Origin of the sequence: Citrobacter sp. R-1.5.2 (assembly GCF_035064245.1) — a bacterium.
Taxonomy (GTDB): domain Bacteria; phylum Pseudomonadota; class Gammaproteobacteria; order Enterobacterales; family Enterobacteriaceae; genus Citrobacter.
The window spans coordinates 66,273-79,596 of the sequence record NZ_JASEYC010000014.1; the positions used below are offsets into that span (position 1 = coordinate 66,273).

Sequence of the window (13,324 nt, forward strand, 5' to 3'; positions counted from 1 at the left end):
GCATGTCGCTCTGGCTTTCACACCCTCTGTTTGTTCCCTCTCTGGTGGTCGGCGTCACCATTTTGCTTTGGGCGACGTCGCTGCTGCCGGAATTTATCACGGCGCTGCTTTTCTTTGCCGTGGCGATGGTGGCCAAAATCGCGCCACCGGATGTCATCTTTGGTGGCTTTGCCTCATCGGCGTTCTGGCTGGTCTTCAGTGGTTTTGTGCTGGGCATTGCGATTCGTAAAACGGGGCTGGCGGACCGGGCAGCGAGGGCATTGTCGTCAAGGCTGACGGACTCCTGGCCATTAATGGTCGCGAGCGTGGTGCTATTGAGTTACGCGCTGGCGTTCGTCATGCCGTCCAACATGGGACGTATTGCGTTGCTGATGCCGATTGTGGCGGCGATGGCGAAACGGGCTGGAATTAACGACGGCACGCGCGCCTGGTATGGTCTGGCGCTTGCCGTCGGTTTTGGTACCTTCCAGCTTTCCGCCACGATCTTACCTGCTAACGTACCAAACCTGGTGATGAGTGGCGCAGCGGAAGGTTCCTGGGGTATCCACTTGAATTATCTTCCCTATTTGCTGCTGCATACACCCGTGTTGGGTTGGCTAAAAGGTGTGGTGCTCATTGGTCTTATCTGCTGGCTGTTTCCCGGCCAACCTCATGCGCCGCGCGATCTGACGCCGCCTGAACCAATGAGTCGTGATGAAAAACGTCTGGCCTGGATGTTAGCGGTGGTGCTGTTTCTGTGGGTCAGCGAAAGCTGGCATGGCGTGGGGCCGGCATGGACCGGGCTGGTGGCGGCGGTGATTACGCTGTTGCCGCGCGTAGGATTTATTAATGGCGAAGAATTTTCCAGTGGGGTGAATATCCGTACCTGCATTTACGTGGCGGGTATCCTGGGACTGGCCATCACCGTGACGCAGACCGGTATCGGTAGCGCGGTAGGCGAGGCGCTGTTACAGGTGATGCCGCTGGATGCGGACAAACCGTTTACCAGCTTCCTTGCATTGACCGGCATTACCACCGCACTTAATTTCATCATGACGGCGAACGGCGTTCCGGCACTGTATACCACACTGGCACAAAGCTTTTCAGATGCGACCGGCTTCCCGCTACTCTCGGTGATTATGATTCAGGTATTGGGCTATTCCACACCGCTATTGCCGTATCAGGCATCACCGATTGTGGTGGCAATGGCGTTAGGAAAAGTACCGGCAAGAGCTGGAATGCTGCTGTGTATCACGCTGGCGGCGGCAACGTATCTGATACTGCTGCCGCTGGATTATCTGTGGTTTAGCGTGTTGGGGAAATTATAGTTGTATCTGAATGTTAATTTTTTGTTTTGTGAGTGGGTGAATTGTATTATGCGCACCGATATTGGTTAATACCTGAGCGCATAATTGCGTGCTGGAAACTCAAGGATTGATTCATGGACAGATTGACCCCCATCCGCTGTTGGCCTGCCATCATCTCGATTGTTATTACGCTGACCATCTGGTTTGTTATCCCATGTCCAGCAGATGTTACCCCCGAGGCGTGGCATCTGCTGGCGTTATTTATCGGTACTATCGCGGCAATTATTGGTAAAGCCATGCCTATCGGCGCGATTGCGATTGTGGCGATTATGCTGGTAGCCATGACCGGCGTGACGCACCCCGGTAAACCCACCGCGGCGCTGAGCGATGCGTTAAGTGGTTTCTCCAACCAGCTTATCTGGCTGATCGGCATCTCGATTATGTTGTCGCAAAGCCTGTTGAAAACGGGGCTGGGCGCGCGTATCGGCTATGGGTTTATTGCGTTGTTTGGCAAAAGAACGTTGGGTATCGCCTGGGCGCTAACGCTGGCAGAAACGCTAATCGCACCCGTTACACCGAGCAATACCGCGCGCGGCGGCGGTATTATTCACCCGGTGATGCGAGCGATTGCGGAAAGTTTGGGCTCTCAACCCGGTGACAAAGAGAACGGTGCTACAGGTCGTTACCTGGCACTGGTGAACTACAACATTAACCCGATCAGTTCGGCGATGTTTATTACCGCTACCGCGCCAAACCCGCTTATTGTGAGTTTTTTGACCAAAGGGACGGATGGGGTGCTGAATATGACCTGGGGAATGTGGGCGATTGCGGCGCTTCTTCCGGCCGTTGTCTCACTGGTCGTGATGCCTATTGTCATCTGGTGGCTCTATCCGCCCGCTATTACACGCACACCGAATGCGCCAGAGTTTGCCCGGGAAAAACTGGGGGCACTCGGTCCGTTGTCGCTGGCTGAAAAAATCACCCTCGCGGTTTTCGCTTTGCTGCTCTGCCTGTGGGCAGGTGTTCCAGCGATGCTGATGGGCAGTACCTGGGCCGTTAACCCCACCAGCGCGGCGCTGATTGGCTTGTCTGTTCTGTTAGTGACAGGGGTATTGAGTTGGGACGATATCCTTAAATGCCGTGGTGCATGGGATACGATAGTCTGGTTTGCCGCACTGGTTATGATGGCGGATTTCCTGAGCAAACTGGGCCTGGTAGGGTGGCTGGCGACGAGCGTTGGTAGTGCAATTGACCATCTCGGGGTGCACTGGAGTATCGCCACGCTGCTGCTGATCCTGCTTTATGTCTATTCACACTACTTTTTCGCCAGTACCACTGCACATATCACGGCCATGTTCGCGGCTTTCTTCGCTGCCGGATTAGGCCTCGGTGCTCCACCGGCGCTGCTTGGTCTGATGCTGGGCTTCTCCTCCTCGTTGATGATGTCGCTCACGCACTATGGTACAGGGACTGCGCCAATCATCTTTGGTTCGGGTTACGTTACACTGGCTGAGTGGTGGAAAACGGGACTGGTGATGAGTGTGGTCAACCTGACCATCTGGGGTGTTACGGGGGCCTTCTGGTGGCACTGGCTGGGATACTGGTAAAGCAGATATAAGAAGGGGAGCGATGCTCCCCTTTTAACAACTTAGGCCTGTTTAGCGGCTTCAGCGGCTTTAACGATTACGGCGAAAGCGTCCGCTTTCAGCGATGCACCGCCAACCAGCGCGCCGTCGATGTCCGGCTGAGCGAACAGTTCAGCAGCGTTTGCTGCGTTTACGGAACCGCCGTACTGGATGATCACTTGTTCAGCGATTTTCGCATCAGCTTTAGCAATGTGGTCACGGATGAATTTGTGGACTGCCTGAGCCTGAGCAGGCGTTGCAGATTTACCGGTACCGATAGCCCATACAGGTTCGTAAGCGATAACCACGCCTTCGAATGCTGCTGCGCCCTGAGTTTTCAGTACTGCGTCAATCTGGCGTGCGCAAACTTCTTCCGTTTTACCTGCTTCGTTTTCTGCTTCGGTTTCACCGATGCACAGAACCGGCGTCAGACCCTGCTCTTTCAGCACAGCGAATTTCTTCGCGATCAGCTCGTCAGACTCTTTGTGGTAAGTACGACGCTCAGAGTGACCGATAATGATGTACTGCGCGCCGATATCTTTCAGCATTTCAGCGCTTGTTTCACCGGTGAATGCGCCAGACAGGTTCAGGTCAACGTTCTGCGCGCCCAGAATGATGTGGCTACCGGCAGCGGCGTGTTTCGCCAGGTCGATATACATTTCCGGCGGAGCGATTGCTACTGCACAGCCAGCAACGCCAGCCAGTTCTTTACGCAGGTTAGCAACCAGTTCGTTTACCATGTGGCGGCTGCCGTTCAGTTTCCAGTTACCCATCACTAAAGGATGTCGCATTTCATTTCTCCACGCTTGTCAGCGAATTAAGGAAGATGGCCGCCCATCAGGGCAGCATGGTCTGTGAAACAGTATAGAGATTCGTCTGCGGAAAGGCTTTGCTTTTTGTCATCAATTCGCTTTCTCAAGACTTTCTGATAGTGCCAGCTTAATCGGTTCAACAGCGAAGGTCAGCCCCTTTTCGCCGTTATCTGCAACAACATAGCGAATTGCGCCTTCCGTTTCGGCGTAATAGTGCTTACCTTTGCCGGCAGCGAGCAGTTTTTGCAGCTTTTTCTGACTCTGTTCTTTCGTCAACAACGGCGCGACGGTGCGTATGACGGCGGTCATGTATTCCAGCGCTTTCGCTTTGGCCGCCTTTTGTTCTGGCCCCTGAATCGGCAGCCAGGTTATCTGCATACTTTTGATTTTTAAGGTGCCGCGCTCAAGGGCGGAGGACGCATACAGGTTTTCATTGATTTTACTGGCGGCACGGGTGAGATTTGCCCGATCGCGGCTGCTGTCGATGGCACGGAATTCATTCAGAATAAGCTTCGGATTCTGCGTATTAAAGTTTTCGCGAAACTGGCTAATCGACAGGTCAAAGGTCGGCGCGCCCGCCAGTAAATAGGGGGCCGTGGTTGCCGTCGATGGTTCTTCCGCCAGCGCCGCTGTATTCACGGACATGACTGAAAACAATAATAAAAACAGAGTCAATCCTTGCTTCATCAATCGTACCTTTTATTCTTACTGCTCACGATTAAAACGGTAACCGCCGGGCTTGTCAAAAGGGTAAACTGTTCTGGAAGGTAATAATAAAGGAATCTACATGACCATACAGCAGTGGTTATTCTCATTTAAAGGGCGTCTTGGACGCCGTGATTTCTGGATTTGGATCGGTCTGTGGATTGTCGGGATGCTGGTTTTGTTTTCGCTGGCGAGTAAACAATTGCTCGATATCCAGACGGCGGCATTTTGTCTGGTCTGTTTGCTGTGGCCGACGGCTGCAGTCACAGTAAAACGTCTGCATGATCGGGGGCGCTCCGGCGCGTGGGCGTTCCTGATGATTCTTGCATGGATGCTGCTGGCCGGAAACTGGGCAGTATTGCCCGGTGTCTGGCAATGGGCGGTAGGCCGCTTTGTACCGACGCTGATTCTGGTGGGTATGCTTATCGATCTGGGCGCGTTCGTTGGCACCCAGGACGCAAATAAATACGGTAAGGACACGCAGGACGTAAAATACAGAGCTGACTCGTAGGCCGGATAAGCGTGAGCGCCATCCGGCAAGCCCTTACCAGTAATGTTCAGCGGTCATATGGCCCGGTCGACGGCGCAGATGTTTGGTCATCTGCCGGGTTTCTTTCAGCAGTTGCTGCGTGTCGCGTACCATTTGCGGGTTACCACAGAGCATCACATGACTGGTTGCTGTATCCATGGGTAGCCCCACCGCAGTTTCCAGCGCGCCGCTTTCAATCAACGCCGGAACTCGCCCGGTTAATGAACCTGCGGCGGTTTCACGGCTCACAACCGTCTGGATACGTAATTTACCTTCGTAGCGTTTTTCCAGGTCCTGCATTAACGGCAGATAGCTTAAATCGGCGGCATAGCGGGCGGCATGGACCAGCACCAGATTTTTAAAACGGTCCAGATCTTTGCCCAACTGCAGAATCGATAAATATGGGCCGATAGCGGTGCCGGTTGCCAGCATCCACAGCGTGTCGCAATCGGGGACTTCATCCAGCACGAAGAAACCGGCTGCTTCGCTCACGACCTGTACTTCGTCGCCAGGTTTTAGCGCCGCCAGTCGGGGGCTGAGTTTTCCGTCAGGAACCGTCACCAGATAGAACTCTAAATCGGGGTTGTCAGGCGCATTCACGTAGGAATAGGCACGCTGGACACGCTCGCCGTCGATTTCGAGGCCGAGCTTGGTAAATTGGCCTGCCGTGAAGGGAAGAACCGGAGCTCGCACGGTCAAACTAAATAAGGCATCGGTCCAGTTCTGTACCTTAGTGACTTTGCCTGTTACCCAATCTGCCATGGTTTTCTCCTGTCTGCTGTGATTGCCTTATCTTCGTTCGTTGCACGAAAGATTTCCAGCCCAGATGGGCTGGAAGGCTCTATTGATCAAATCAATTACAGGATATGCGTCTGTACATCCGGATCTTTGCGATCGAGGTAGTGGATGGACTGAATACGACGGATCGTACGTGATTTCCCACGGATCAGCAGTGTTTCGGTGGTGGCAATATTACCTTTGCGGCTAATCCCTTCCAGCAGATCGCCTTTGGTGATCCCGGTTGCTGAGAAAATAACGTTGTCGCTGCGGGCCATTTCATCCAGACGCAGCGCTTTACCTGCCTCAATACCCATCGCGGCGCAGCGAGCCAGCTCCTGTTCGCCGATACGACGGTTCTCTTCGCTGTCACCTTTGACGTCATGGCGAGCCAGCAGACGGCCTTGCATGTCGCCATCCAGTGCGCGGATAACGGCGGCAGAGACGACACCTTCTGGTGCGCCACCAATGCCATACAGCACGTCAACTTCACTGTCTGGCATACAGGTCAGAATCGACGCGGCCACGTCGCCATCGGGAATCGCGAATACGCGAACGCCCAGCGCCTGCATTTCGGCGATGGTTTCATCGTGGCGTGGTTTCGCCAGAATGGTGACGGTCAGTTCGCTCAGCGGTTTGTTGAGCGCGCTGGCGACATTACGCAGGTTCGCTTCCAGCGACAGATTCAGGTCGATTGAACCTTTGGCACCAGGGCCGACAATCAGCTTTTCCATGTACATGTCCGGCGCGTTCAGGAAGCAACCCTTGTCGCCGACAGCCAGTACCGCCAGTGCATTCGCCTGGCCCATTGCTGTCATACGTGTACCTTCGATGGGATCGACTGCAATATCAACAGCATCGCCGAGACCGGTTCCGACTTTTTCACCGATAAACAGCATCGGTGCTTCATCGATCTCGCCCTCGCCAATCACGATGGTGCCGTCAATGTTGACCTGGTTGAGCATAATACGCATGGCGTTCACGGCCGCGCCGTCAGCGGTGTTTTTATCGCCGCGACCCAACCATTTATAGCCAGCCAGTGCAGCCGCTTCGGTCACGCGTGAAAATTCAATGGCAAGTTCTCGTCTCATTGCAAACTCGTAGCAGAAAGGAATGGCGCGAAGTGTAGCACAGGGGAGGGGGCGAGATTATTGATGTGTGTGCGGGGTTGCCCCGCACGGAGATATAGCCGGATGGCGACGCTAACGCGTCTTATCCGGCCTACGTCAGTTTCGTATCAGTAGGCCGCACCACCCGGCAATGATGTATTACTCTTCGTGATCTTCCCACGCCAGAGCGCGTTTGACTGCTTTTTTCCAGCCGCTGTAACGGAAGTTACGTTCGGTGGTTTCGATGCCAGGGCGGAACTCACGCTCAATGACCGCTTTTTCCTGCAGCTCATCCAGATTCTGCCAGAAGCCGACAGCCAGACCGGCCAGATATGCCGCACCCAGCGCAGTCACTTCGCGAACTTCCGGGCGCTCAACGCGTGTGCCGAGAATGTCAGACTGGAACTGCATCAGGAAGTTGTTGGCTACCGCACCGCCATCCACGCGCAGCGCGTGCAGACGAATACCGGAGTCCGCCTGCATCGCTTCCAGCACGTCACGCGTCTGATAAGCGATAGACTCAAGCGTAGCACGGATGATGTGGTTGGAGTTTACGCCACGGGTCAGGCCGAAGATGGCGCCACGTGCATACGGGTCCCAGTATGGTGCGCCCAAGCCAGTGAACGCCGGAACAACATATACGCCGTTGGTGTCTTTCACTTTGGTGGCGAAATACTCTGAGTCGAATGCATCGCTGATGAGTTTCATCTCATCACGCAGCCACTGGATGGACGCACCCGCCATGAACACGGCACCTTCCAGCGCGTAGTTCACTTCCCCGGTCGGGCCACAAGCGATAGTGGTCAGCAGCCCATTTTCTGACTTAACGGCTTTCTCGCCGGTATTCATCAGCATGAAGCAGCCAGTACCGTAGGTGTTCTTCGCCATCCCTTCCTTCACGCACAGCTGGCCGAAAAGTGCAGCCTGCTGGTCACCCGCGATACCGGAGATAGGAATACGTGTGCCGCCTTTACCGCCAATGTTGGTCTGGCCATAGACTTCAGAAGAACGGCGAACTTCCGGCAGCATTGCACGCGGAATGTCCAGCGCGTCCAGCATCTTGTCGTCCCAGTCCAGGGAATGGATGTTGAACAGCATGGTACGTGAGGCGTTGGTGTAATCCGTGACGTGTACGCGTCCCTGAGTCATTTTCCAGATAAGCCAGGTGTCTACGGTACCGAACAGCAGCTCGCCGCGACGGGCGCGCTCACGCGAGCCTTCTACGTGGTCGAGGATCCACTTCACTTTGGTACCGGAGAAATACGGGTCAATGACCAGACCGGTGTTGTTACGGATGTACTCTTCCATACCGTCGCGCTTGAGCTTCTCGCAGATATCTGCGGTACGACGACACTGCCACACAATGGCGTTATAGATCGGCTTACCGGTTTCACGTTCCCAGACAATGGTGGTTTCACGCTGGTTGGTAATACCGATCGCTGCAATTTCATCGGAACTGATATCGGCTTTCGCCAGCACTTCTACCAGCGTGGAGCTTTGGGTCGCCCAAATTTCCATTGGGTCGTGTTCTACCCAGCCTGCTTTCGGATAGATTTGCTCGAATTCGCGCTGTGAAACGCTAACGATATTCGCATCGTGGTCCATTACGACCGCGCGGGAGCTGGTGGTGCCCTGGTCGAGCGCAACGATATATTTTTTTTCAGTCATCATTTTTGTCCCGTAGTCACATTACTGCGAAGCTTTTTGTTGAGTGTTGGTCGCAACGTCTTTTTCTTCAATCGCGCAGACATCACACGGTAAATGGCGACCAATCAGTTTGCGATATGCCCATGCGCCCAGAATTGCGCCGGTAATCGGGCCAAACACGGGGACCAGGAAGTAAGGGATATCACGACCACCCGTGAAGGCAATCTCGCCCCATCCTGCCATCCAGGCGAAGAGTTTCGGTCCGAAGTCACGTGCCGGGTTCATCGCAAAACCGGTCAGTGGACCCATGGATGCACCAATAACGGCAATCAGTAAGCCGATCAGCAGCGGTGCCAGTGGACCACGCGGTACACCATTACCATCATCGGTCAGTGCCAGAATCAGCCCCATTAGAATAGCGGTAATGACCATTTCAACCGCGAAGGCCTGCACAAAATTGATATGCGGGTTTGGATAGGTGGAGAAAGTACCTGCCAGATTGAGGCTTTCTACACTACCGCGCACGATATGGTTCGTTTGTTCGAAATCGATGAAAAGATTGTAATAAAGCCCGTAAACCAATGCCGCTGCGCAAAAGGCGCCAGCAATTTGAGAAATAATAAAAGGAACGACTTTGCGTTTGTCAAAACACGCAAACAGCCATAGTGCGATTGTGACTGCTGGATTCAGGTGTGCGCCAGAAACGCCTGCTGTCAGATAGATAGCCATGGCTACCCCCAGACCCCAGATGATACTGATTTCCCACTGACCAAAAGTAGCACCAGCCACTTTGAGTGCAGCGACACAACCCACACCGAAGAAAATCAACAACCCGGTACCGAGGAATTCAGCAATGCACTGGCCTTTCAAGGTTGATGTTTGACTCATAATCGGATCCTGAAGAGTTTAATGTTTATTGTATGCGAGAAGGTCACTGACATCCCCGGAGCCGGTAGGCACACTGTTAATTTATCGTTAACGCTCAAAAACGAGAAATATCGAAATTAAAATGTGTGTACTCCATCAACAAAATGAGCGTTTTCGCGCCATTGAGCGGTATTTGTTATACAAAAATAGTGTGAGCTGAATCATTTCACCGATCATCCTGTTAACACTTAAGAGTTATGACAGTTATGTCACCAGGACAAAGATTAAAAGTGTTGCAAACCGCAATCTGCGCGGGATGCCGCTGGACAGGGATGACGCGGCTTCATACAATCGGTGTTAAGTAGTGTGCGCTCGTTTTTATTAAGGCGTCGCCGGTTATCGGGACGAGGATTTTTATCCATCAACGCCTTGCAATTCAGGAGAGGTATGACGATGTCATTAGAAGTGTTTGAGAAACTGGAAGCAAAAGTACAGCAGGCGATTGATACCATCACGCTGTTGCAGATGGAAATCGAAGAGCTGAAAGAAAAGAATAACTCACTGTCGCAGGAAGTTCAGTCTGCACAGCAGCAGCGTGAAGAACTGGAGCGTGAGAACAACAGCCTGAAAGAACAGCAGAGTGGCTGGCAGGATCGTCTGCATGCCCTGCTGGGTCGTATGGAAGAAGTCTAATCCTCGTCATATTTCACGTTATGGCGGCGTTGGCTGCGTGCATTCACCCCAGTCACATAGTGGTCTATGCTCCTGGGGATTCACTTACTTGCCGCCTTGCCCTGACGCGAAATCTTTAGAGGATTTAGAGTACGAGTTTGTAGGCCGGATAAGGTGTAAGCCGACATCCGGCAATATTTATCTTTGATAACGGCCTTGCTTGCGGGCTTTCCCATCAATCACCAAGCCAACGGGTGAACGAGCTACGGTCAATATCCAGTTGCTTCGCTGCACGGCTTTTGTTGTTTTGCTGTCGTAGTAGCACCCCTTTGAGAATACGGCTACGGATCCGTTTATACGGCCCTTCGAGCAACTGGCAGTCCGGGCAGTGATGGCGAGGTTGTTGGGGGGAAGACGCTTTATCGGCTTGTAAATCCTCAATCAGTAACGTGGCGGCAGAAAGAGACACCACGCCGGATGAAAACGATAACGCCAGGCGCTCCATAATATTATTCAACTGACGTACGTTACCCGGCCATAAATATTTTTTTAGCTCACTCCATAAACTTTCGCTCAATGCAATGGGAGGCAACTGATAGGACTTTCTCAGCGCATCTAAAGTTGTTTGCCCAATAAGTTGGATATCGTCCGGGCGTTCACGTAACGGTAATGTGGTGACCTTGAGCACATTCAAGCGATAAAAAAGGTCTTCTCTAAAATCACCGGCTGCAATCATTGCCGGTAAGTTTCGGTTTGTGGCCGCAATAACGCGGACGTTGACCGGAATCATGTGATCTGCGCCCAGGCGCATCAGTTGGCGCTCCTGCAGAATGCGTAAGAGTTTTGCTTGTAAGAACTTATCCAGTTCGCTGATTTCATCAAGAAAGATGGTGCCGTTATGCGCCAGTTCAAACATCCCGGCGCGGCCTTTTTTAGAGGCACCGGAAAACGCGCCATCGACATATCCAAAGAGTTCGCTTTCCATAATTGAAGCGGGGATTGCGCCGCAGTTAACCGCAACAAATGGCCCATTGCGATGTGAACTGGCGTTATGAATGCTCTGCGCCAGAACCTCTTTGCCGGTACCATTTTCACCGAGTAGCAGTATTGTTGCTTCGGTTTCCGCATATATCCTGGCTAACCTTAAGCGAGCCTGCATTTCACGGTTGCAGGTAATAAAATCTTCGAAGTGATACCTGGCGTGAAATCCTAACTTTTTCGCTTCTTTGATTCTTATCTTCTGCTCAGCATTCTGTAAGTTAGATGATGTCTGGAGGGTGATCACCACGCGGTTGAGATTTTCGTTTTCTACAATGGGGAACTGGTTAACCACAAATTCGCCATAGGGTGTGTTGATTAACTCATTTTCTATCGGGATATTATTTTGCAGGTCTTCCCAGTTTAGCGTTAAGGAAGGTATTTTTTTATTGATTAAATCATGTTTACTGAGTTGTAAAAGCTCGACGGCTTTATGATTACAGTGAATGACCTTACCGAAATTATCAATGAGAAGAATGAATTTATTGGTGTGGTCAAGTAACAGGTTTAGCTGGTTTTGCTCAATGCGCTCATTAGCGAGCGCCTGATACAGCTGAATTGCCTCATGTAATGCCAGTTCTATGGACTCGACACCTGAATGGAAAGGGATGAAATGTTCCATGCTGTGTGTGCCAAAATAAAGCGGGCAAATGGCATCGCCAATAATAAGATCTATCTGGTTATTTTGTGTGTAATTGACAAAGTCATTCCTGACATTCTCAATGCAAGGGTTGGCCATTTCGTCAATGATAAACTCAGTGAGTTGCAGATTAAGCATCCTGGCTATTTTCATACAGCCGTCGATAACGCTGCGAAACCCAATAACCCCAATATTTTTATTGAGCCCAAGATATGGCCTGAGGGCATCGATAATATCATAAGCGGATGTTTTTATTTCAATGACAGGCTGCGGTATTTTTTGTTTAAGCATCCATGCCATGCCACCGCGACTAATCACAAGATCAGGGGAATTCGTGCGCAATATCGGGATCACGGAATCAACATCGTCAAGGGTGGCATTTAATATCGTTATATTTGCGATGTGATTATATCGGATAGACAGGCGTTCAGCTTCTAGAGAGAGCGCTTGTAAAGGAGAAACGATGTAAATATTAGGTAATTTTAACATGTTGAATCCAGCATGATCATGATGTGAAGTCGATAACGGTGGAAACAGTTGTCGGCATTATTGTAGAAACAGTAATCCATTCACGACTTACTGTTTCTGCAATCTTTTTGTCACATAAATGGTGAACAGCGGAATTGTTTTCGATCAACTCTGTGGAATTTATGTTTTTGATAACTGCTGGCGTTGGGCGATTCTCCTTTGTTCGCGGCGAGCAACCCAGGCGGTTATAAACGGTACGACTAAGGAGGTGACGATCGTAGAGGCGGCAATCTGCGGCGTCGCTACGGCGATTAATGCTGACACGCTGGGGTCAACCGCGGCGATGGCTGCGGGGGTCGCAACGGCGTTACCGGCCGTCGTGGAGACTGCCGCTCCGGCGATGCCTGAACCTCCGACAAAACGGGAGACGGCAACATTAATCAGCGCGCCAATGAATGCGGTCATGAGACCCAGAATAACCCCTGCGAATCCGGCCATCAGCAGGGTGCTGAAATCGATTCCGGTACCCAGACCAAAAGAGAAGAAGGGGATCAGCATCGCGCCGCCGCTTTTCAGGAACGAACGCATATCCTCATCCAGATTTCCGAGCAGCATACCAATCAGTATTGGTAAAACAACGGCGAACAGCTCCATTATTGGGATCGACACCAGCCCAGCGGCACCCATCGCCACCATCGTCAGAAAGGGGCCTTCAAGTACGGAAAGCACAGCGATAGCGCCCGCATCGGTTTCATTGCCAAACTGTTTGGTCAGTGCAGCGTAGAGGCCCATATTCGCATTGGTCATGGCCGCGATAATGGCGAGTGCAGACAAACCAAAGAAGCCGTTGGCGCCGCAAAACTTTGCGACCAGTAAGCCAATTGCTGTCCCGACAACCAACTTGGACAGCATAATGGCGAACCCTTTTTTCAGGGCGACCGGCGCGGCCTGTAGGCGGATTTCAGCGCCCATACAGACAAAAAATACGCCCAGGATAGCGAGAGCGCCATGAGCTACCGCCGTCGAAAAGCTCCCTATTTCTAAAGCACCAGGACAAAATGTCTTTAATAATGCTCCGATCAATAACGGGATTACCATCATCCCGCCTGGGAATTTCTCAATTGTTTGTTTTATTTTCATGAGGAGACT

At 52.0% G+C, this 13,324-nt stretch carries 12 protein-coding genes; 4 read left to right on the forward strand and 8 right to left on the reverse strand.

Features of this window, described 5'->3' with window-relative positions:
• Positions 1 to 2 precede the first annotated feature (2 nt).
• Both QMN38_RS20690 and QMN38_RS20695 read left to right on the forward strand, forming a co-directional pair.
• The gene (locus tag QMN38_RS20690) at positions 3 to 1,307 is read left to right on the forward strand and encodes an SLC13 family permease (RefSeq protein WP_323605877.1); all 1,305 of its coding nucleotides are present in this window, start codon (positions 3 to 5) and stop codon (positions 1,305 to 1,307) included.
• 113 nt (positions 1,308 to 1,420) lie between these two features.
• On the forward strand, positions 1,421 to 2,893 hold the full coding sequence (locus QMN38_RS20695) for a DASS family sodium-coupled anion symporter (protein ID WP_061066967.1): 1,473 nt from the start codon (positions 1,421 to 1,423) through the stop codon (positions 2,891 to 2,893).
• A gap of 41 nt (positions 2,894 to 2,934) precedes the next feature.
• Here the strand turns inward: QMN38_RS20695 and tpiA are convergent, their stop codons facing one another.
• Both tpiA and QMN38_RS20705 read right to left on the reverse strand, forming a co-directional pair.
• A complete protein-coding gene (gene tpiA / locus QMN38_RS20700; protein ID WP_003028783.1) occupies positions 2,935 to 3,702 on the reverse strand; it encodes a triose-phosphate isomerase in 768 nt (255 codons plus the stop codon).
• 111 nt (positions 3,703 to 3,813) lie between these two features.
• Positions 3,814 to 4,410: a YiiQ family protein gene (locus QMN38_RS20705; RefSeq protein ID WP_271456582.1), complete on the reverse strand. Its 597-nt coding sequence runs from the start codon at positions 4,408 to 4,410 to the stop codon at positions 3,814 to 3,816.
• Between the two features lie 100 nt (positions 4,411 to 4,510).
• Between QMN38_RS20705 and QMN38_RS20710 the strand changes: the two genes are divergently transcribed.
• A complete protein-coding gene (locus QMN38_RS20710) occupies positions 4,511 to 4,939 on the forward strand; it encodes a DUF805 domain-containing protein (protein WP_005121733.1) in 429 nt (142 codons plus the stop codon).
• A 33-nt stretch (positions 4,940 to 4,972) separates the two neighbouring features.
• Here QMN38_RS20710 and fpr read toward each other — a convergent pair whose 3' ends face one another.
• The 4 genes from fpr to QMN38_RS20730 all read right to left on the reverse strand — a co-directional run bounded on the left by fpr (position 4,973) and on the right by QMN38_RS20730 (position 9,378).
• Positions 4,973 to 5,719: a ferredoxin--NADP(+) reductase gene (gene fpr, locus QMN38_RS20715; protein WP_271449575.1), complete on the reverse strand. Its 747-nt coding sequence runs from the start codon at positions 5,717 to 5,719 to the stop codon at positions 4,973 to 4,975.
• Positions 5,720 to 5,814: 95 nt separating this feature from the next.
• Positions 5,815 to 6,825, reverse strand: coding sequence for a class II fructose-bisphosphatase (gene glpX / locus QMN38_RS20720; protein WP_137381459.1), 1,011 nt, complete (start codon positions 6,823 to 6,825; stop codon positions 5,815 to 5,817).
• A 177-nt stretch (positions 6,826 to 7,002) separates the two neighbouring features.
• Positions 7,003 to 8,511 (reverse strand): glycerol kinase GlpK, encoded by a 1,509-nt coding sequence (gene glpK, locus QMN38_RS20725; RefSeq protein WP_271441490.1) that lies wholly within the window; start codon positions 8,509 to 8,511, stop codon positions 7,003 to 7,005.
• A 21-nt stretch (positions 8,512 to 8,532) separates the two neighbouring features.
• On the reverse strand, positions 8,533 to 9,378 hold the full coding sequence (locus QMN38_RS20730; RefSeq protein ID WP_137381460.1) for an MIP/aquaporin family protein: 846 nt from the start codon (positions 9,376 to 9,378) through the stop codon (positions 8,533 to 8,535).
• A gap of 426 nt (positions 9,379 to 9,804) precedes the next feature.
• Here QMN38_RS20730 and zapB point away from each other — a divergent pair, with 426 nt between their 5' ends.
• Positions 9,805 to 10,050, forward strand: a complete 246-nt coding sequence (gene zapB / locus QMN38_RS20735) for a septal ring assembly protein ZapB (protein WP_115259761.1) — start codon at positions 9,805 to 9,807, stop codon at positions 10,048 to 10,050.
• Positions 10,051 to 10,264: 214 nt separating this feature from the next.
• Here the strand turns inward: zapB and QMN38_RS20740 are convergent, their stop codons facing one another.
• Both QMN38_RS20740 and QMN38_RS20745 read right to left on the reverse strand, forming a co-directional pair.
• Complete coding sequence (locus QMN38_RS20740) at positions 10,265 to 12,196, reverse strand: sigma 54-interacting transcriptional regulator (protein ID WP_271454389.1); 1,932 nt, start codon at positions 12,194 to 12,196, stop codon at positions 10,265 to 10,267.
• A 159-nt stretch (positions 12,197 to 12,355) separates the two neighbouring features.
• Positions 12,356 to 13,315: a 2-keto-3-deoxygluconate permease gene (locus QMN38_RS20745; RefSeq protein ID WP_038636001.1), complete on the reverse strand. Its 960-nt coding sequence runs from the start codon at positions 13,313 to 13,315 to the stop codon at positions 12,356 to 12,358.
• Positions 13,316 to 13,324 lie beyond the last annotated feature (9 nt).